The sequence below is a fragment of the Acetobacter sp. genome, assembly GCF_052102375.1.
Lineage (GTDB): Bacteria > Pseudomonadota > Alphaproteobacteria > Acetobacterales > Acetobacteraceae > Acetobacter.
The window spans coordinates 29,908-48,330 of record NZ_JBQDXI010000011.1; the positions used below are offsets into that span (position 1 = coordinate 29,908).

Below are 18,423 nucleotides of genomic sequence, written 5' to 3' on the forward strand. Positions count from 1 at the left end.
ACATGCCACGCTCCCGCCGGAATTGCTGACTACTTCGTTTGGTATCGTAACAAAGTTATCATAGAGAGCAGGTGGTGAGTGGAAAACAGGATATCGGCAGCTTTGCCTGCCTTTGCAGGCCGTAATCCCGGCATAGACCTGCTGCGCGGCGTGGCTATTATTCTGGTGGTCATACACCATCTGGCCTTGCGTATTCCGCTCGCCAAAACAGGTTTGGCGGATTACGTCCCGCTCTTGGTGCTTAAAGCGCTCAGTTGGGATGGTGGCAAAGCAGTAAAGCTGTTTTTTGTTATTTCTGGTTTTCTGATTACGGACCATACTCTCCGCCGTTGGGGGAGTTTAGGCGGCATGCAGGCGCGTCCTTTTATGGCGCGGCGTTTCTGCCGCCTTATGCCATGCCTGTTGGTACTTCTAGCCGTGCTTTCTCTTTTTAAACTGGTAGGCCTGCCGGATTTTCAGTTTCATCATCCGGAACAATCCTTATCACGAGCGGTTTTTTCAGTCTTTTTCATGCATCTGAACCTGTATGAAACTGTAACTGGCTATTTACCTCCTAATTGGGATGTCTTGTGGTCCCTGTCGGTTGAAGAAGTGTTCTACACGGCTTTCCCGCTGGTTTGTCTGGTGTTGGCCCGCTGGCCCTCTGTTTTGGGTGTAGGGTTTGCCTGTTTGGCATTTGCACTGCCATATGCCGAATGGCTGATCCGGGATGCCAAGGATATCTGGCAGGATGAAGCTTATGGTCCGGGTTTATGCAGCATTGCCATGGGTGTTTGCGCCGCTTTGGTAGCGCATAAGTTTCCTTTTTCTGCCCGGAGCCGCACCGCGCAGTGCATGGGCGTGCTGGGCAGTATAGGCGTTGGGCTGTATCTGCTGGATGGGCATAGTGTGTCGAGTGTTTTGGGGTATTACTGTGCCCCACTATTTTATACGCTGAGTTGTGCCGCCCTCCTGCTGGCGTTTCAGGCTGGCTGGGGATGTGCAGCGGTTATGCGGCTTCCGGCATGGCCCCGGCGCTGGGGCCAGATGAGTTACGAAATTTATCTCACCCATATGTTTATTGTCATGCCTGCGGTGCATGGTTTCAAGGCAACCGGGCAGAACTGGCAACTGGGCTGGCTCTGGTTTTTTCCAGTGCTGCTGGGTGCGTATTATCTTGGGCTTGCTGTTGAGCGGTTTCTCTCCCGCCCTGTGGACAGAGAACTGCAAAAGGTGCTCAGGCTTCGGCAGGCCGCCCCAGCCTGACGGCCGTGTGCCCACGCATGGGGCGCAAATTGGGCATAACAAGCAGGCAGTTATCATAAGGGGTGCGGATTTCGTCCGCGCCATCCAGAGCCAGTACTGTCCCTTTTTTGGGAATAATATCGCCGCTGCAAAACGGCTTTATAAAAGCAAATTGTGCTGTGTGGGCCTGCACGCAGTGGGTAACCGTAGCCGTGCGTGGCATTTTGGGGGTGGGCAGCACGGCAAGGTCAGGTTGCGGTGTGATGATACCTGCCTGTTGTAAAAACAGACAGGCGGTTGTGTAAGCGACCAAATGGCTGTTGGGTAGCCAATGCTGCCCGGCTTCCAGAAGGCAGGCGGTGGCGCGTGTGCGGTTAGAAGCAAAATGCACATGGTCTATCAAACGTGGGCCGGTCTCGTGGCCTGCATCCTGCACAACCCACGGCGTACCCGGTTGAAACGCTGAAAGCGCTTTGGCATGTGCCAGACTTTTTGTGGTCAGGCCACTGAGCAGTACCGGGGGGGCGGGCCATAGCATGGAGTGAATATCCAGCAGCATGTCCGCTGTTTCTATAATCGGGCTGATGGCCCGAACACGCTCCATTTCCAGAGACGTGTGGCTAGAGCGTACCAACTCTGGGCACCACAGGCGGTTCATGTCCTCCTCTACAAAGCGGGAGAGGGTAGGACGCGCCGGATCAAAACGGGCAAAAGCCTGCATGTTGAGGAAAATAAGGCTCAAACGGCCGCGTATAGGGCGAAGTGAGCGGCTCAGCAGGGTGTCGAGCACACAGGCTCCGGCATATTCGTTGCCATGCATCAAGGCAGTGATAACGGCATGGGGGCCGGGCTGAGAGGCCTCAAAATGATGCACCCCCGCTATGCCGCAATTGCCATCTGCCCACCGCGTAATGTCGGGGGGCGGCAGGGTAATGTCAAAATGCGGCAATGGCTGCCGTGGTGGAGGAAGAACCTCCGAAAGGGTGCGCACCCGCACACTACCCCGCTCGGCCTCAGGGCGGCGGAATGCGCAGCTCATGTGCCCGAAAGCCTGAGTGCAGTATCGGAAATGCTGTCAGAGCAGGAGAGAAACACACCCATCAGACCATCACTATGATCTGGCTTTTCAGGGTGTGCAATCCCCCGGCGCAGGCCCGTGAGGGATTGTGATAACATGCACAGACCGGCTACCACCCTAAAACTTGGCGGGTAAGCACGGCCCAGACGACACGGCTATTTTCTGGGTTTGGCTTTCTTCTCATCAAGAAGTGTTGGCAAAGCCTGTTCTTCCGTCAGAATACGCAGCTTGACCTCTGCTCCCACTTCAATCTGCCTAATTTTCTTACGGTCCGTCATGCTGCACAGCGTCAGTGCGGTACCGCTTTTGCCCCCGCGCCCGGTACGGCCAATGCGGTGTAGGTAAATATCAGGCTGTTCTGGCGGCTCAAGGTTAATGACCGTACGCACATCAGGTACATCCAGCCCGCGTGCGGCAATATCGGTCGCGACCAGAATAGGGGTGCGGCCTGCGGTAAAACTTGCCACCGTTGCGTTGCGCTGGGCCTGTGTCAGGTCTCCATGCAAAGGGGCTGCGGCCATACGAATTCTCCGCAGGCTGTTGGTAAGTTGATCTGCATCCGCTTTGGTTTTCGTAAAAATAATGGTTCGGCTGGTACGGTCACGGTTAAAAAAGGCTTTCAGGAAGTCAAACCGCTGGGTGGGTTCAATAAAGAACACGCCTTGGCGGATAGGGCCGCGTTTTTCAGGGGCCTTTTCAACCCGAATTTCCACTGGTTTATGCAGGAGTTTTTGCAAGAGCGGCGTAAGAGACTTTGGTAGCGTTGCAGAGAAAAGCAGCGTTTGCCGCTCTTCAGGCAGGCTTTCAATCAGCGTGGCGCTTTCTTCAAAAAATTCTGGTGCAAACAAGCGGTCGCCTTCATCCAGCACCACGCGGGTGCAGGTCGCGGGGTCAAGTTCTCCCAGATGCACAAAATCCAACAGGCGGCCGGGGGTGGCAATCAGCACACGGGGGCCATTGTGATTCAGGCTGGCCGCCTGCTGCTCACGGTCTCCGCCGCCATACAGGGTAATAATGCCCGGTGTGCCAGATTTGTGGCGTGTATTTTTAGGGTCCAGCCCCAGACAGGTACGGAAAACCCCGGCAACCTGTAAAACCAGTTCGCGGGTGGGCACCATAATCAGCACATCATGAGCGCGGCGTACGCTCATAAGATGGTGCAGAAGGGGCAGGGCATAGGCGGCAGTTTTTCCCGTGCCGGTAGGCGCTATGGCCAGAACATCCTTCCCTTCCAGGACGGCGGGAATGGCCTGTTCCTGAATGGGGGTAGGGGTGGCCATACCTGCCTGTGCTGCATGAGCACATAAGGACGGCAGAAGGCCCATTGCCTCGAAGCTGTTGGACATGCTGATTTTATCCGCCTTGACCGGGGTGAAAAACTGGCTTTGCATAGCGGCATAATGGCACGCTGCCCAGAGGGCATGGTGCCGCACACACGCATGAAAAGCGGGGAATTGCGCCATATGGCTGACCTTTTATATGCGGGAATGTCACAGGTTTCAAATTCTGTAGCATCCGGCGGCCAGCCTGTTCCTGCCCTTGTGGTGGGGGAAGACTTTGCCGGTATGCGCTCTCAGGCGCTTGGTCTGGCGGAACGGGCTGGGTGGCAGGGAGTCTTTCATCCTGTCAGGCCATCCCGGTTGGCCCGGCTGGCACTCCGGGGGCCAAAGCTGCTGCACTCACCGTTTTTGCTGGATCAGACTGGCCAGCCTTTGCAGAGCGCAGCAGAACATGCGCGGGTTGTTATGAGTATTGGCGGCAAGGGCGGCGCTGTAGGTGCTGCCCTGCGCACGGCGTCTCGTCCTGTGGTGCAGATACAAAACCCACGGCAACCACTCTCCCGCTTTGATCTGATTATTGCCTGTGTGCATGACGAGATAGCGGGTGGAAATGTGCTGCTTGGGCGCACGGCCCTGCATGGCCTGACCCCTGACGTCTTGGCGCAGGCCAGAGCGGAGTGGGCACCACGTTTTGCGCATTTGCCCAGACCCCTGATTGCAGGGCTTGTTGGTGGGGCGAATGGGCGCTTTGAACTGGGTGAGAAAGAAGCTGCCAGATTGGGTGTTATTCTGGCAGACGCAACCAGGCGGCAAGGAGGAAGCCTGATTGTAACGCCTTCCCGCCGAACAGCCCCCGCCGCGCAGGAAATTCTGAAAGACGTTGTGGATGCCGTTGGCGGCACAGTATGGGATGGAACTGGAGATAACCCATACAAAGGGCTAATTGCCTGCGCTGACCATCTTGTGGTGACCATTGACAGTGTGTCCATGGTGTCAGAGGCCGTGGCTGGAAATGCCCCTGTTTCCGTTTTTCCGCTTCCCGGTAAGTCCCGCCGGATTACCCGCTTTATTCAGGAGCTGGAGCAGGCGGGACGTGTGCGCGTGCTTACAGAGCATTCGAAGTTTGAAAAGCTGGAGCCGTGGCCGGTTGAGCCGTTGGACGATACGCCAGACCTTGTGGCGGAAATGCACAGGCGGCTGGGGTTTTAGTTCTCCTGCCGGAGGGGCGGCGTCACACCCAGATTGTGCCGAGTAAAATAACTGTGCCGACAATCAGGGCGGCCACATGGCGCATGACATGCTCAGGGGAATCCGGCGGCAGTGTCAGGTAATATTGAAAGCAGTAAAACAGCAGCCCGCACCCGATAAGCGCCAGCACAATCCGTGTCACAGGAATGGAGGACAGGCCTCTGGGGTCGAGCTGCATGGTATTCCCTTTACTCGCCTACAAAGTGAGATGTGGCATAGCCCTGTGCAAACAACGCCGTGCGCAGGGATGTATGGTTGATTTGGGCCGTAACGGCCTGCCGGACAATGGGTTTTGCAAAGAAGGCCAGGCCTAGGCCGGCTGCCTTCAGCATAGGCAGATCGTTTGCGCCATCACCAATAGCCAGCGTTTGTTCCGGGGCAAGGCGATGCTGCTGGGCAAGAGTGGTGAGCAGTTCCAGTTTGGTTTCTGGTCCCAAAATGGGCTGGCCTGTCTGGCCGGTCAGCAAACCCTGTGCTGCCAGCAGAGTATTGGCGTGGTTTGTCTGAAAACCACACAGTTCTGCCACGCGGCTGGTGAAAAAAGTGAAGCCTCCAGAAACAAGCGCCGTGTAGGCCCCATTGGCCCGCATGGTTTGCACCAGAGTTCTCGCTCCTTCATTCAGCTTCACATCCTGCCATGCTTTTTTAAGCAGAGAGTCTGGCAAGCCTTTCAGCAGAGCGACACGTTCTTTGAGAGCCGTTGCAAAATCAAGCTCGCCATTCATGGAGCGCGCCGTGATGGCGGCAATTTTTTCACCAATGCCAGCATGAGTTGCCAGATCGTCCAGCGTCTCATTGTCTACAATCGTGCTGTCCATGTCTGACACTAACAGCAGTTTGCGTCGGGCTGCCTGATGTGTCAGGACCGCATCAACCGCTTTCCCAGCCAGTGCATCCAGCAGGGCGGGTAGGCGGCTGGCCGCATCAGCGTTGCAAGGCAGGTCCACCGCTTCTTCTGGGGACAGAACAGTGTGGGGGTGGGTGCTTTCCACGCACTCGCGTGCCAAAGCAATCGTGGCGGCATCAAGGGTGGTGGTGTCGCGTCGCGCGACAAGGGTCAGAACGAGGCTCATCATTTTTAAAGGATGTGACAGGAATACTGGCATGAGGCAAGCAGCAGAGCAGGGTGTCAGCACTGAAAAACACGCGCAGCCCGCAGCCCTTATTGTGGCCGGGCCAACTTGCTCGGGTAAATCCGCCCTCGCCCTTATGTTGGCGCAAAAGCTTGCGGGCACGGTTATCAATGCAGATTCCATGCAGGTCTATGCTGACCTACCCGTGATAACGGCGCGTCCCACACCGCAGGATGAAGCAGCAGTACCGCACAGGCTTTACGGTGTTTTGCCTGCGGCCCAGAAAGGGAGTGTGGCTTGGTGGCGTGAGCAGGCGTTGGCCGCCATGCAGGAGGCATGGGATGCTGGCCGTCTGCCCATTTTGTGTGGCGGGACAGGCATGTATATGCGCGCCCTGACGCATGGTTTGGCTGAAATACCGGAATGTGGTGCAGAGGCACGACAAGAAGCCCGAGATTTTGTGGCGCAGCATGGGCCGGAAGCTCTGCATGAGCGTTTGGCCGAGGTGGACCCGGAAATGGCTGCCCGCCTCAAACCCGCCGACTCCCAGCGTATCAGCCGTGCGTGGGAGGTCTGGCGTGGCACGGGGCGCAGCTTGGCTTGGTGGCAGCAGCAACCCGGTCTGCCGCCTGCTGCCTGCCGGTTTACTGCTGTGCGTCTGCTGCCACCCCGGCCGGAATTGCGTGCCCGCATAGCCCTGCGTTTTGCTGACATGATGCGGAATGGTGCTGTGGCGGAAGTGGAAAAACTGCTGGCTCAGAACCTTGATCCGACCTTACCCGCCATGCGTGCACATGGTGTGCCGGAGCTGGCTGTCTTTCTGCGTGGTGAAATGACAGAAGCAGAAGCTGTAGAGCGTGCCGTGCTGGCCACGGGGCGTTACACCCGCAGGCAAGCAACATGGTTTGCCCACCATGACGTGTCAGAGCCGGGGCGCACATATGATCTTGATATGTGCACGCCGCCAATTGAGCAATTTTTGGAAAGAAAACGACACGAAATTATTTCTTTTATTCTTTCCGGGATTGACGCTGAGCGTTTGCTTCCTTAAAGATGCCGACCAACCCAATTTTGGGAGATAGGACGATATGACACCGAAAACAGCCTCCGCCCCACAGGCCGCACAGACCCTCGCACCTCTTTCTGGTGCAGAAGTCCTTATGCGCGCTCTTGTCGAGCAGGGCGTAGAGGTTATTTTCGGCTATCCGGGCGGGGCCGTACTGCCTATTTATGATGCCCTGTTCCGCCAGAAGGAAATTCGGCATATTCTGGTGCGCCACGAGCAGGCCGCCGTTCACGCAGCAGAAGCCTATGCCCGCTCAACCGGTAAGGTTGGTGTTGTTCTGGTGACCAGTGGCCCCGGTGCGACCAACGCCGTTACCGGCCTGCTGGATGCGCTGATGGATTCCATTCCGCTGGTCTGTTTATCTGGTCAGGTGCCAACAGCGCTCATCGGGAATGATGCGTTTCAGGAAGCGGATACAACGGGCATCACCCGACCGGTCACCAAATATAACTATCTGGTCCGCCGCCCGGAAGATCTGGCCAAAACAGTGCATGAGGCCTTTGCCATTGCGCGTTCTGGCCGTCCCGGTCCTGTTCTGGTTGACCTGCCAAAAAATATTACTGTGGGGAATGCGCCTTATAAAACGGCGGATCAGGATAAGCCCCGCACCAGCAAAGTACGGACCGAGCCTGCCCGTGACGCCGTGGCAAAAGCCGTTGTCGCCCTGAAGCAGGCGCGCCGTCCACTGTTTTATACGGGTGGTGGGATCATCAACTCCGGCCCGCAGGCCTGTGACGGGCTGCGTAAGCTGGCACGTATGACCAATTTTCCGGTAACATCTACCCTGATGGGCTTGGGTGCTTTCCCCGGTACGGATAAGCAGTTTCTTGGCATGTTGGGAATGCACGGAACCTATGAGGCCAATCTAGCCACCCACGGATGCGATGTACTGGTTGCCCTCGGTAGCCGGTTTGATGACCGCGTAACAGGCCGGCTGGATGCGTTCTCGCCCGACTCTTTCAAGATCCATGTTGATATTGACCCCTCCCAGATCAACAAGATCATTCATGTCGATCTGCCGATTGTGGGCGATGTCGGCCGTACAATTGAGCTAATGATTGAAGAGTGGGAAAAGCAACCCGCGTACGAACATGGCGCAGAGCTGGATGCCTGGTGGCAGCAGATTGAAGCTTGGCGTGCGCTGGACTGCCTGCGCTTCAAGCAGGATCAGGCGGCTGATGCGGTTATTAAACCACAACAGGCTATTCAGCGCATTTACGAGCTGGCGCTTGAAACCGGGCGTGACACCTATGTCTCGACCGAGGTGGGGCAACACCAGATGTGGGCTGCCCAGTATTTCAAGTTTGATGCGCCAAACCGTTGGCTGACCTCTGGTGGTCTGGGCACCATGGGCTATGGTTTGCCCGCAGCCGTTGGGGCTCAGGTTGCACATCCGGATGCTCTGGTGCTGGATGTTGCTGGTGAGGCCTCAACCCTGATGAACATTCAGGAACTTGGTACCATTGCGCAATACCGCCTGCCGGTAAAACTGTTCATCATCAACAACCACTATATGGGCATGGTGCGCCAGTGGCAGGAACTGCTGCATGGCTCACGCTATTCCGAAAGTTATAGTGATGCCCTGCCAGATTTCATAAAGCTGGCAGAAAGCTTTCATGCCAAAGGCCTGAGCGCCACGCGTCTGGATGAACTGGATGGTGTTATCCGTGAGGCACTGGCGCACGATGGTCCGGTGGTGGTTGATCTATGCGTGGCCGAAGGCGAAAACTGCTTTCCTATGATTCCATCCGGGGCAGCCCATAATGAGATGATTTTGGGGCCAGAGCAGGAAGAGCGCGGCGCGGAAGTAACGCGTGAAGGGATGATGCTGGTTTAAACCGCATCTCTCAATAAGTCCGTGGCGTGGCAACACGCTGTTTTTAAAGCGTGAGTTCAGGAAGTTTTACAATGCAGCAGGAAGCTCCCGGTTCTGCGGTTATCTCCCTTCTGGTAGATAACGAAAGTGGTGCGCTGGCCCGCATTATTGGCCTGTTTTCTGGCCGCGGATACAATATCCGCAGTCTGACCGTGGCCCCGGTGGATGAGCATGGCCTCGTCTCCCGCGTGAATATCGTGACCACAGGCACCCTGGCTGATATCCGCCAGATCAAAGCCCAGATTGAACGGCTTACCCCCGTTTCCCGCGCAGTGGATCTTTCCTCCGCCGGGCCGCATGTTGCGCGTGAAATGGCGCTTATCAAGGTTGTGTCCTCCGGAGAGCCACGGACGGAAGCGCTGCGTATTGCAGATGCTTTCCGGGCGCGGGCAGTGGACACCACAGCCACTTCTTTTGTGTTTGAACTGACCGGTTCAAGCGACAAGCTAGACAGTTTCATCGAGCTGATGCGTCCGCTCGGGTTGGCCGAAGTCTCCCGCACGGGGATAGCCGCCATATGCCGTGGACCGCAGACGATTCAGACCCCCTGACGGTGAAGTAAGGCGACCGCAAAGGCCGCCACAATAATGGAGAAAGACCAATGCGCGTTTATTATGACCGCGATGCAGACGTTAACCTGATCAAGTCCAAAAAAGTTGCGGTTATCGGGTACGGCAGCCAGGGCCACGCCCATGCCAACAACCTGAAAGATAGTGGCGTTAAAGACCTTGTTATTGGTCTGCGTGAAGGTTCTTCCGCTGTACAGAAAGCAGAAGGCGCTGGCTTTACGGTCATGACCCCGGACAAAGCTGCTGCCTGGGCCGATGTTGTGATGGTGCTGACACCTGATGAAGGTCAGGGCGCACTGTACAAGGCCTCTCTGGAAAAGAACCTGAAGCAGGGTGCTGCTCTGGTGTTCGCGCATGGTCTGTCCATCCACTTCCGTATCATTGAAGCACGCCCTGATCTGGACGTATTCCTGATCGCACCAAAAGGCCCTGGCCACACCGTGCGTTCTGAATATCAGCGTGGCGGCGGCGTGCCTTGCCTTGTTGCTATTGCACAGGACAAGTCTGGTGCGGCTCTGGAAATCGCGCTGTCTTACGCATCCGCCATTGGTGGTGGCCGTGCAGGCACCATTGAAACCAGCTTCAAGGAAGAAGTTGAAACCGACCTGTTTGGTGAGCAGGCAGTGCTCTGCGGCGGTCTGGTTGAACTAATCCGCGCTGGTTTTGAAACGCTGGTTGAAGGTGGTTATGCGCCGGAAATGGCGTATTTTGAATGTCTGCACGAAATGAAGCTGATCGTGGATCTGATCTACGAAGGCGGCATTGCCAACATGAACTACTCCATCTCCAACACGGCTGAATATGGTGAGTACGTGTCCGGCCCACGTGTTATTACGCCTGATACCAAAAAAGCCATGAAAGAAATTCTGACGGACATCCAGAACGGTACGTTCGTGCGGAACTTCATTCTGGAAAACCAGTCCGGCAATGTTGGCTTCAAAGCCACTCGCGCCATTAACGATGCCCACCAGATTGAAGCTGTTGGCGAAAAACTGCGTGGCATGATGCCATGGATTGCAAAATCCCGCATGGTTGACAAAACCAAGAACTAATCTGGTTTACCAGACTGGTCTGCAAAGCCCTGCCGTGTAATGCGGCAGGGCTTTTTTTGTTTTTGCCTTGCTACAAAAGCGCACAGGCTTTCTGATGGGCAAAGGCAGCAAATAAAAATAGGTGAGCGTCTGGCATGAGTGGTTTTGTTGTGACCTACAAGGACGTTAAGCGTGCGGCCAAGCAGATAGAGGGTGTGGCAGTGCGCACACCCGTGCTGGAATTTGCCGCTTTAAATGCACGGGTGGGGCAAAGAGTGCTCGTAAAGTTTGAAGGGGCTCAGCGCACCGGGTCTTTCAAGTTTCGAGGGGCCTATAACAGGCTGTCCCGTTTAACGGAGCAGGAGAGGAAGGCCGGTGTTGTTGCATGGTCTTCCGGCAATCATGCGCAGGGTGTTGCGGCGGCTGCCCAATTACTTGGCATGCCCGCAGCCATTGTTATGCCTGTCGATGCACTGACTATTAAAATAGCCAACACGCGTGCCTATGGCGCGGAGGTTGTGCTGTATGATCGGTACACCCAGTCACGGGAAGAGATAGCCACAAAGCTTGCACAGCAGCGTGGTGCTATTTTGGTGCCATCATTTGATGACCCGCATATTATAGCAGGGCAAGGCACTGTCGGGCTTGAGATACTGCAACAAAGTACAGCATTGGGCGCTGAGCTTGACCGTGTTTTGGTGTGTTGTGGCGGGGGCGGCCTGCTGGCTGGCACTGCCACGGCCATTAAGGCAACCCATCCGGAAATCCAACTCTATAGCGTGGAGCCAGCAGACTTTGATGATACGGCCCGGTCCCTGCAAACTGGCCAACGCGAGCACGTAAAGGCAGGCGCGCGGTCCATCTGTGATGCTCTGCAAGCTCCGTCTCCGGGTGAGCTGACGTTCCCAATTAATCAGGCGCTTGTCAGTGCAGGCCTGACTGTCACGGATGATGAGGTGCGGGCCGCAATTCGCTTTGCTTTTGCAAGCATGAAACTTGTGGTTGAACCCGGCGGTGCAGTGGCCCTGGCAGCTTTGCTAGCGTCTAAACTGCCAGTTTCAGAGAAAGCCTGCGCTATCGTTATTTCTGGTGCCAATGTTGACCCCGGCCTTTATTCCGCACTCCTGATTGAATAAGCGCGTTCTTGCTTCTAATGGGCGGGTAGACGAGGTGCGTAATAAGATCACATTTTAGTGTAATGCATCTTGTAGGCATCATGCACGTTGGGGAATGTGTGTCACAGCTATACAGTGCAATTCATACTCATTCTCTCTAAACCCTGAGTTTCGATTAAAAAGGATAGAAAATAATGCGAGCACGCTTCAAGCAAGTAGCAGCACTGGCAGTTGGTGCACTGCTTCTTCCCTCTCTGGCATGTGCGGCGACTGCGGGTGGAGACCTGCTGGGGCAGGACGGTGCGTCTCATGGCCATGTTGAGGTTACAGCAGCGCCCAAAGGCGTTATTGTGCGCGTAGAAGCTAAAGGCCTGACACCGGGTTGGCACGGTGTGCATTTTCATGAAAAAGGGAGCTGTGAAGCCCCAAAATTCACAAGTGCAGGTGGCCACGTTCATACGGTTAAACCCGTAACCCATGGCCTGCTGAACGAAAAAGCCAATGACTCAGGTGACCTGCCAAATATTTACGTAGCGGCAGATGGAACGGCAACAGTGGAACTCTACTCCACTCTTGTTGGTCTTAACGCAGAGTCCACAGTAAAGCCCGCCCTGCTGGATGCGGACGGTGCGAGCCTGGTGATTCACGCTAACCCAGACGATTATAAATCTCAGCCCATTGGTGGCGCGGGTGATCGTGTGGCCTGTGCTGTTCTGAAATAAGTTTTTACGAGCATAGCGGGAGAGGGGGAGTGCCACAGATGGTGGCGCTCCCCCTTTTTATGGGAGTGACGGTGTTGTTTTGCCCAGCAGAATGCTTGCCTCGCTAGGGCGCCATTCTCCGGTATTTTCATCACGGCCCTGTAAAACAAGGCGTGGTGTCTCAAGCGTTTGCATTTCTGCTGCCTCCTTTAAAAAAGGCATCATGGCATCAGACTGTTTGCGGTTTATCAGGCAGCATAACGGGGTTTCGGGAAACGCTTTAATAAGGTCTGCCGTACTATCCTCACCGGCAAAAATCATCAGCGGCGGCCCCTCGCGCTTAGTGACCATATAGCGTTTGATGATTGCCGTTTTACCGCGCTCATACGGGAAAGGATGATCAACAGCCTCTACCGGTTGAAGCACTTTCTTACGTGTTTCAAGGCGCGCTCCAAAAATGTGCTCACGCGGAATATTGTAACCATATTCGGAAGATGTTGCAAAAATTGCTGTACATTCTTCTAAAGATGACGTGCAGATAACCGGGTCTATGCCGTGTTCCTGCATAATCTGGAACAGGTCTGCTATTTCAGGGGTCAAACGCAGGCTTTGCGTGACTGTTACGGCTACAGCGCCACCTTTGCCAGCGCGTTCTGCCGGGCAGCGCCATGTTATGGTGTCAATGGACTGGCCGAGATAGAATTCGTTAGCAGCCCGTGCCATAGCGACAATATCAGTCAGGGTTTGTCCCGCTGCCAGACTTACCAGCCAGCGTTGTGCAACCTCTCCCCCATGGGTGGCGCGTAGCATGTGGTGGTAGAATGCCATGCGCGCACGGAAGGCCAGTAGCGTGGGATCCTGCAACAATTCTTCACGCGGTAGCGGGTGAGGGCGGTGGCCGTAACGCGCGAGAAGCGCCCTGTAATCTTCCAGAATATCCTGCACCAGCGCATGCAGGCTCAAGGGTTTGCCCTCTATTGTTGTAAACGGGGCAGGCAGCGTCTGGTTGGGGCTATGTGCATGCAGCAGGGCCTGAAATTCATGGGCGGGAAGCAAAAATGCAAAATGCTCCAGCATGTAATGGAAAAACGTAAACTGAACATTGCCGACTATGGCGGTTTCATCCCAGTCAAACACCACATAGGGGCGCTGGGTGGAGGAATAGGAGCCGGAATACTGGCCGTGCGCCGTTAAAAGAGCCTGAATGGCCCCCCGTGTTTTTGGTGCCCACTTCAGGGTTTCCAAAGTTGGGGGCGGTAGGTCTGAGGGGTCATAGTTATGAGCGTAGGCACGCGCTGCGGGCGTGCTGACCAAAGCAGCAAGCCCAAGGCTGAAGGAACGGCGTGTCAGAAACAAGGGCATGATCGGCCTATGGCTGATGGTGAAGCGAAGACGATGCCTGATTGATCTACTGAAGAAGCGACCGCAGTGTGTGAAATTTTTCTGATAATTTAAAGAGGAAAGCAGCAGAAATAAAAAACCTGAAAAACGCAGGTTGTGCGCTTTTCAGGTTCTGCAAATGTCAGGCTGCGGAGCCCGGCACAAGTCGGGAGAGCACTCGTGTTCTGCCCATAAGGGGTAGCAGGTCACGCAGTTCCGGCCCATGCTCCTCGCCAGTCAGGGCAAGGCGTAGGGGGAGGAAAAGAGCCTTGCCAGACTTGCCTGTTTTCTCTTTCAGGGCAGCCGTCCATGTTTTCCAGGTTGTTGTGTCCCACGGTTCTGCTGGTAGCAGGGCTGCGGCTTCTTTCAGGAAGGCGTCAGTCCCTTCTTCTTCTGCCGGGGGTACAATGTCACCATACACAACTGTAAACCAGAGTTTGGCTTCGGACAGCATGTCGATATTGGTGCGGATGGCGTGCCAGAAGTCTTCTGTAGCACCTTCTGGCAGGCGGTCAGCAACTGCGGCAAAGGGCAGTTGGCCTAGCAGTTTGTGGTTCAGCCCCAGCAACTGGCGTGTATCAAACCGTGCGGCAGATTTTGAAATATGGGAGATGTCGTACAGTTTTGCCTGCTCATCAAACGGGACCAGCACGGGGTCATCAGAGCTGCCAAGGCGGGCCAGATAGGCGACCAGAGCCTCAGCTTCCACACCGTCCTGACGCAGGGTGCGGAGGGACATGGCATCAAACCGCTTGGACAGTTTGCCCCCATTTTCATCCAGCAGGAGCGGCAGATGCGCAAACCGGAAATGGTCCGGGTGCGCGCCAAGGGCTTCAGCAATGTCAATCTGCACGCCAGTGTTTGTAACGTGGTCTTCCCCACGGATAATGTGGGTAATGCCTGTTTCCAGATCATCCACAACCGAGGCAAGGGTGTAGAGCACTGTGCCATCGGTCCGCACCAGTACGGGGTCAGACACGGACGGCAGTTTAACCTGACAGTTGCCCATCACCAGATCACGCCACTGGATAATGCGGTCTGAAAGGCGGAAGCGCCAGTAAGGTACCTTACCGTTGGCTTCTGCCTGCCTGCGCTGCTCTGGGGTCATTTTCAACATGGCGCGGTCATAAACCGGGGCGCGGCGCTGGCGGATCTGTGTTTCACGTTTGGCAGCAAGCTCATGCTCGCTTTCAAAACAGGGGTACAGGCGGCCTGTGGCCTTCAGTTTTTCAATGGCTGCGGCGTAGCGGTCCAGCCGTTCTGTCTGGCGGAACGTTTCTCCCCAGCTAATGCCAAGCCAGTTCAGGTCTGTCCGGATGGCCTCAACATGGCTTTCCTTCGAGCGGCCCGTGTCCGTGTCATCAATGCGCAGTTGGAAGGTGCCGCCGTTACGGGCAGCAAAAAGAGCATTGGCAATAGCAAGGCGGGCATTACCGACATGCAGCATACCGGTGGGGCTGGGCGCGAACCGAAGTTTCATGAAATCTCTATATTAGTCAGAAGGGTCATAGTCTCAGGAGAGCATTAGCGCATTTTGGCACTAAAAAGAACGCCCCGCATTTGGCGGGGCGACACTTTATTCAGTGGTGCGTGGGGCCATCTTCGTCTTCTTCCGCCATAGCGGAGAAGGCGAGTTCCTCTTCCTCGTCAATCAGGCGGCGGGGGTCGAGGGCGCGCCAGTCACGCTCCATGGGTGTTGCGCGGGTTGAGGTAAAGTCATCCAGCTCGTTGGCGGAATGCCAGCCATCATCTCCGGCGTCGGCAACTTCAGCGTTTTCACCAAAGGCAGCCCAGGCCTGAAGCACATCTTTGGCAGAGGCACCGGGTACGCGGCACCGCTCAACACTATCCCGCACATACGCACGCGCAAAGGCGTTGGCATGTGCCAGATCATGAAAGCCGCGTACTTCTTCCACAGTGTCTTCTTCAGCGCCACCGGAGAGGTCAAGAATGCGTACGCACCATGTCTTGTCTTCTGTGGTGGGGTTTTCTGTCATTCAGAAGGGCCTTTCTGTTCGGCACGTGCGGAGGGCAGCAGGAATTCGCGCCCAATCTTCACACGTTCAATACCATTATAAGAGACGATGTCAGCGGTGGCATAGGTTTCGTTCCACAGGTCGGGAATGAAGGAGCCTGTGCCAACCACATCAATTGGGGCGTGGGCATCCGCCATGCAAGCGCATTTGGTCACGCCAAAGCCGGACGAGGCAATAATTTTCACCTGCGGGAAACCGGCCTCATCCAGCGCATCGCGCATGCGCCATATGGCAGCGGCAGAAACACCTGTGCCGATAAGGTAGCGCAGTTCACTGTCAGAGCGATACCGCCGCAAAGCTTTAGGGGCATGGCGGTCAACAACCGCGTAGGATTCCTGCGGGTTAAGACCCTCCAGAAAACGGCCGCCATGTGTATCAAGCCGCATGGCCAGTCGGCCCTTGGCTGCGAGTTCGGGAAAACGACGGCAAACAGCCAGTGCGTCGGTTATCTCTTTGCCAAAATAATCCACCAGAACGACCAGATCCGTCTCCGGGTACATCTCGTGGAACATTTCCGCAGCACGGACGGTAGAGCCAGCATACCCGATCAGAGCATGGGGCATGGTGCCATAGCCTTGTTCCGTCTCAAAAAACGGAGCCACAGCATCATTAGCGGTGCCGACAAACCCTATGGCACCATCACGCTGTGCGGCGCGACCACCGACAGACGCCGCATAGGCCATAAGTTCCTGCATTTCATACCCGGCGCAATGGCGGGCATCCATGGCCAGAAAACGGGTTTGCGGGAGGGAGAGAGCAATCTGGTAGGCGCGGTGGGCCGCCACGCAAGGGCTGCCCAACTTTTGCAGGAGCAAAGTTTCCAGATCTGCCAGGTGCGTGAAGGAACCGGTGATATAAACCAGCGGCTCACCCGCACCCACCCATTCGCCTTCCGGGTGCACAACCTCGACCGAATAAGGCGCATTACGCTGGGCCATGACGTTTTTCAGCCATTCCAGCATGAGGCCAGGAGCGGAGATAACAGGGCGGCGTATGAAAAACGCGTACGTTACCTCGCAGTCGCCAAAGTGGGAGACAATCTGCTTGGTGCGGTTGAAGTAGGAATCTGTACGGGCCGTGATAACGGCATCAGGAAGCGGAGACGCTGAATACGCACCGGCTACACCGGGCGTTTTTGAGCCGTGAGAAGGCTGCACCATCCTTGTATCATCTCCATTCCAGTTCGGACTGACTGGATGATGGGGGTTCCGGGCGGCGCGGTAAAGCCACCCCCCGGTTCTGTGATGTCAAAAAAACCTGACAGGCTTAGCGTTTGCCTGTCAGTTCTTCCGCCATAAGGAACGCCAGTTCCAGAGACTGCTCCGCGTTCAGGCGCGGGTCGCAGAATGTTTCGTAACGGTCAGCCAAATCAGATTCAGTCAGGCAATGGGCACCGCCCACACATTCGGTCACATTCTGGCCAGTCATTTCAATATGAACACCGCCAGCATGTACGCCTTCAGCCGCACAGGCATCAAAGAAGCCTTTGACCTCTTTCATGATGGCGTCAAAGGAGCGCGTCTTGATCTTCTGATCAGTAGAGATGGTGTTGCCGTGCATGGGGTCTGTCAGCCACGTGACCGTGCGGCCCGTGTTTTTAACAGCCCGCATCAGCGGTGGCAGGCTGTCTGCAATTTTATCTGCACCCATGCGGGAGATAAGCGTAATGCGGCCTGCCTCGTCGTTGGGATTGATGATTTCCAACAGCTTTTCAAGGTCTTCCACCTTGGTGGTTGGCCCAACTTTAATACCCAGCGGGTTACGCACGCCGCGCAGGAATTCAACATGGGCTCCATCAGGCTGGCGAGTCCGGTCACCAATCCAGATAAAGTGGGCGGAGCAGTCGTACCATTCACCTGATGTGGAATCGACTCGTGTCAGCGCCTGTTCATAAGGCAGCAGCAGAGCCTCGTGAGAGGTATAGAACTCAGTTTCGTCAATCTGTGGTGCGGAGGCTGCATCAATACCGCAGGCCTGCATGAAAGACAGGGTCTCGCCAATTTTTTCGGCCATGACACTGTAGCGGTGAGCAAGCGGAGAGCGCTCAACAAAGCCCAGATTCCAGCGGTGAACCTGATGCAGGTTGGCGTAGCCGCCGCGAGAGAAGGCGCGCAGCAGGTTCTGGATGCCGGCAGACTGAAAGTAACCCGTTTCCATCCGAACAGGGTCAGGAATACGGGCTTCTGCCGTGAATTCCGGCCCATTGATGATGTCACCGCGGTAAGACGGCAGGGTAACACCGCCCTGTGTTTCTGTATCAGAGGAACGGGGTTTGGCGAATTGCCCTGCCATACGGCCCAGTTTGATAACCGGAACTTTGGCACCAAAGGTCAGCACAACAGCCATTTGCAGCAGAACACGGAAGGTATCCCGCACCACATCGGCTTTGAATTCACTGAAGCTTTCTGCACAGGCACCGCCCTGCAGAACAAAGGCCTGCCCTTTGGCCGCTTGGGCAAGCTGAGCCCGCAGGCGGCGTACTTCACCTGCAAAAACCAGCGGCGGATAACTGCTCAGCCGGGCTTCAACCGCGTTAAGGCTGTCTGTGTCTGGATAAGTCGGTAGCTGTTTGACTGGAAACGAACGCCAGCTATCCGGCATCCAGGTCGTAGACGTCGGGCGAGGCTGAGCGGGCGAGGCAGTCATGGACTTGATCCTGTCAGTTTGGTGCTGGTCTTGAAAAATAAGATGGCAGAGTTGAAGAAAACATGACCCATGCAGCCAGAACGGCGCAGGGGGATGTCTT

18 protein-coding genes are annotated in these 18,423 nt (G+C 55.8%); 8 read left to right on the plus strand and 10 right to left on the minus strand.

Translation table 11 applies throughout. From position 1 onward, the window contains the following. Positions 1-78 precede the first annotated feature (78 nt). On the plus strand, positions 79-1,245 hold the full coding sequence (locus ACTIDN_RS06705) for an acyltransferase family protein (RefSeq protein WP_441376457.1): 1,167 nt from the start codon (positions 79-81) through the stop codon (positions 1,243-1,245). Here ACTIDN_RS06705 and ACTIDN_RS06710 read toward each other — a convergent pair. Genes ACTIDN_RS06710 through ACTIDN_RS06720 form a run of 3 tightly spaced genes read right to left on the minus strand, consistent with a single transcriptional unit; the run spans position 1,217 to position 3,765 of the window. After that, on the minus strand, positions 1,217-2,263 hold the full coding sequence (locus ACTIDN_RS06710) for a peptidase M14 (RefSeq protein WP_441376458.1): 1,047 nt from the start codon (positions 2,261-2,263) through the stop codon (positions 1,217-1,219). The two genes, ACTIDN_RS06705 and ACTIDN_RS06710, sit on opposite strands and share 29 nt — an antisense overlap. Then, positions 2,260-2,400, minus strand: a complete 141-nt coding sequence (locus ACTIDN_RS06715; protein ID WP_441376459.1) for a hypothetical protein — start codon at positions 2,398-2,400, stop codon at positions 2,260-2,262. Before ACTIDN_RS06715 ends, ACTIDN_RS06710 begins: the two co-directional genes overlap by 4 nt. 57 nt (positions 2,401-2,457) lie before the next feature. After that, a complete protein-coding gene (locus ACTIDN_RS06720; RefSeq protein ID WP_441376460.1) occupies positions 2,458-3,765 on the minus strand; it encodes a DEAD/DEAH box helicase in 1,308 nt (435 codons plus the stop codon). Between ACTIDN_RS06720 and ACTIDN_RS06725 the strand changes: the two genes are divergently transcribed. After that, the gene (locus ACTIDN_RS06725; protein WP_441376461.1) at positions 3,766-4,791 is read left to right on the plus strand and encodes a mitochondrial fission ELM1 family protein; all 1,026 of its coding nucleotides are present in this window, start codon (positions 3,766-3,768) and stop codon (positions 4,789-4,791) included. A 22-nt stretch (positions 4,792-4,813) separates the two neighbouring features. Here ACTIDN_RS06725 and ACTIDN_RS06730 read toward each other — a convergent pair whose 3' ends face one another. Together ACTIDN_RS06730 and serB are read right to left on the minus strand one after the other, a co-directional pair. Next, positions 4,814-5,008, minus strand: coding sequence for a hypothetical protein (locus tag ACTIDN_RS06730; protein WP_048837987.1), 195 nt, complete (start codon positions 5,006-5,008; stop codon positions 4,814-4,816). 10 nt (positions 5,009-5,018) lie between these two features. Beyond that, the gene (gene serB / locus ACTIDN_RS06735) at positions 5,019-5,906 is read right to left on the minus strand and encodes a phosphoserine phosphatase SerB (protein WP_441376462.1); all 888 of its coding nucleotides are present in this window, start codon (positions 5,904-5,906) and stop codon (positions 5,019-5,021) included. Positions 5,907-5,934: 28 nt separating this feature from the next. Here serB and miaA point away from each other — a divergent pair, with 28 nt between their 5' ends. The 6 genes from miaA to sodC all read left to right on the plus strand — a co-directional run bounded on the left by miaA (position 5,935) and on the right by sodC (position 12,282). Next, on the plus strand, positions 5,935-6,954 hold the full coding sequence (miaA, locus tag ACTIDN_RS06740) for a tRNA (adenosine(37)-N6)-dimethylallyltransferase MiaA (RefSeq protein WP_441376463.1): 1,020 nt from the start codon (positions 5,935-5,937) through the stop codon (positions 6,952-6,954). 37 nt (positions 6,955-6,991) lie between these two features. Further along, positions 6,992-8,806 carry a biosynthetic-type acetolactate synthase large subunit gene (gene ilvB, locus ACTIDN_RS06745; RefSeq protein ID WP_441376464.1) on the plus strand — a complete coding sequence of 605 codons (1,815 nt, stop codon included), beginning with the start codon at positions 6,992-6,994 and terminating at the stop codon, positions 8,804-8,806. 71 nt (positions 8,807-8,877) lie between these two features. Continuing rightward, positions 8,878-9,396 carry an acetolactate synthase small subunit gene (ilvN, locus tag ACTIDN_RS06750; RefSeq protein WP_048837991.1) on the plus strand — a complete coding sequence of 173 codons (519 nt, stop codon included), beginning with the start codon at positions 8,878-8,880 and terminating at the stop codon, positions 9,394-9,396. A gap of 50 nt (positions 9,397-9,446) precedes the next feature. Continuing rightward, entirely contained in the window at positions 9,447-10,466 is a 1,020-nt protein-coding gene (gene ilvC, locus ACTIDN_RS06755; RefSeq protein WP_441376465.1) for a ketol-acid reductoisomerase, read from the plus strand. Positions 10,467-10,600: 134 nt separating this feature from the next. Beyond that, positions 10,601-11,581, plus strand: coding sequence for a threonine ammonia-lyase (locus ACTIDN_RS06760; protein WP_441376466.1), 981 nt, complete (start codon positions 10,601-10,603; stop codon positions 11,579-11,581). Positions 11,582-11,754: 173 nt separating this feature from the next. Further along, positions 11,755-12,282: a superoxide dismutase[Cu-Zn] gene (gene sodC / locus ACTIDN_RS06765; protein ID WP_415507604.1), complete on the plus strand. Its 528-nt coding sequence runs from the start codon at positions 11,755-11,757 to the stop codon at positions 12,280-12,282. A 57-nt stretch (positions 12,283-12,339) separates the two neighbouring features. On the opposite strand, the gene ACTIDN_RS06770 is transcribed toward sodC, so the two are convergent. The 5 genes from ACTIDN_RS06770 to ACTIDN_RS06790 form a co-directional block, all read right to left on the minus strand. Beyond that, positions 12,340-13,623, minus strand: coding sequence for a lipoprotein pyruvate-formate lyase (locus ACTIDN_RS06770; protein WP_441376467.1), 1,284 nt, complete (start codon positions 13,621-13,623; stop codon positions 12,340-12,342). A 160-nt stretch (positions 13,624-13,783) separates the two neighbouring features. Further along, on the minus strand, positions 13,784-15,121 hold the full coding sequence (gene gltX, locus ACTIDN_RS06775) for a glutamate--tRNA ligase (protein WP_415507602.1): 1,338 nt from the start codon (positions 15,119-15,121) through the stop codon (positions 13,784-13,786). Positions 15,122-15,221: 100 nt separating this feature from the next. Beyond that, on the minus strand, positions 15,222-15,638 hold the full coding sequence (locus tag ACTIDN_RS06780) for a hypothetical protein (protein WP_415507601.1): 417 nt from the start codon (positions 15,636-15,638) through the stop codon (positions 15,222-15,224). Continuing rightward, entirely contained in the window at positions 15,635-16,837 is a 1,203-nt protein-coding gene (locus ACTIDN_RS06785; protein WP_415507600.1) for a nicotinate phosphoribosyltransferase, read from the minus strand. The genes ACTIDN_RS06780 and ACTIDN_RS06785 overlap by 4 nt, the downstream gene beginning before the upstream one ends. A 106-nt stretch (positions 16,838-16,943) precedes the next feature. Continuing rightward, a complete protein-coding gene (locus ACTIDN_RS06790; RefSeq protein ID WP_441376468.1) occupies positions 16,944-18,323 on the minus strand; it encodes a class II 3-deoxy-7-phosphoheptulonate synthase in 1,380 nt (459 codons plus the stop codon). Between the last annotated feature and the right edge of the window lie 100 nt (positions 18,324-18,423).

What these genes read in the sequence shown, in the direction of transcription:
- ilvB (WP_441376464.1), top strand. Translation starts at nt 6,992, where the DNA reads ATGACACCGAAAACAGCCTCCGCCCCACAGGCCGCACAGACCCTCGCA.
- ACTIDN_RS06790 (WP_441376468.1), bottom strand. Translation starts at nt 18,323, where the DNA reads ATGACTGCCTCGCCCGCTCAGCCTCGCCCGACGTCTACGACCTGGATG.
- gltX (WP_415507602.1), bottom strand. Translation starts at nt 15,121, where the DNA reads ATGAAACTTCGGTTCGCGCCCAGCCCCACCGGTATGCTGCATGTCGGT.
- ACTIDN_RS06715 (WP_441376459.1), bottom strand. Translation starts at nt 2,400, where the DNA reads ATGTTATCACAATCCCTCACGGGCCTGCGCCGGGGGATTGCACACCCT.
- ACTIDN_RS06760 (WP_441376466.1), top strand. Translation starts at nt 10,601, where the DNA reads ATGAGTGGTTTTGTTGTGACCTACAAGGACGTTAAGCGTGCGGCCAAG.
- ilvC (WP_441376465.1), top strand. Translation starts at nt 9,447, where the DNA reads ATGCGCGTTTATTATGACCGCGATGCAGACGTTAACCTGATCAAGTCC.
- serB (WP_441376462.1), bottom strand. Translation starts at nt 5,906, where the DNA reads ATGATGAGCCTCGTTCTGACCCTTGTCGCGCGACGCGACACCACCACC.
- miaA (WP_441376463.1), top strand. Translation starts at nt 5,935, where the DNA reads ATGAGGCAAGCAGCAGAGCAGGGTGTCAGCACTGAAAAACACGCGCAG.
- ACTIDN_RS06725 (WP_441376461.1), top strand. Translation starts at nt 3,766, where the DNA reads ATGGCTGACCTTTTATATGCGGGAATGTCACAGGTTTCAAATTCTGTA.
- ACTIDN_RS06710 (WP_441376458.1), bottom strand. Translation starts at nt 2,263, where the DNA reads ATGAGCTGCGCATTCCGCCGCCCTGAGGCCGAGCGGGGTAGTGTGCGG.
- ilvN (WP_048837991.1), top strand. Translation starts at nt 8,878, where the DNA reads ATGCAGCAGGAAGCTCCCGGTTCTGCGGTTATCTCCCTTCTGGTAGAT.
- ACTIDN_RS06780 (WP_415507601.1), bottom strand. Translation starts at nt 15,638, where the DNA reads ATGACAGAAAACCCCACCACAGAAGACAAGACATGGTGCGTACGCATT.
- ACTIDN_RS06770 (WP_441376467.1), bottom strand. Translation starts at nt 13,623, where the DNA reads ATGCCCTTGTTTCTGACACGCCGTTCCTTCAGCCTTGGGCTTGCTGCT.
- ACTIDN_RS06785 (WP_415507600.1), bottom strand. Translation starts at nt 16,837, where the DNA reads ATGGTGCAGCCTTCTCACGGCTCAAAAACGCCCGGTGTAGCCGGTGCG.
- sodC (WP_415507604.1), top strand. Translation starts at nt 11,755, where the DNA reads ATGCGAGCACGCTTCAAGCAAGTAGCAGCACTGGCAGTTGGTGCACTG.
- ACTIDN_RS06730 (WP_048837987.1), bottom strand. Translation starts at nt 5,008, where the DNA reads ATGCAGCTCGACCCCAGAGGCCTGTCCTCCATTCCTGTGACACGGATT.
- ACTIDN_RS06720 (WP_441376460.1), bottom strand. Translation starts at nt 3,765, where the DNA reads ATGGCGCAATTCCCCGCTTTTCATGCGTGTGTGCGGCACCATGCCCTC.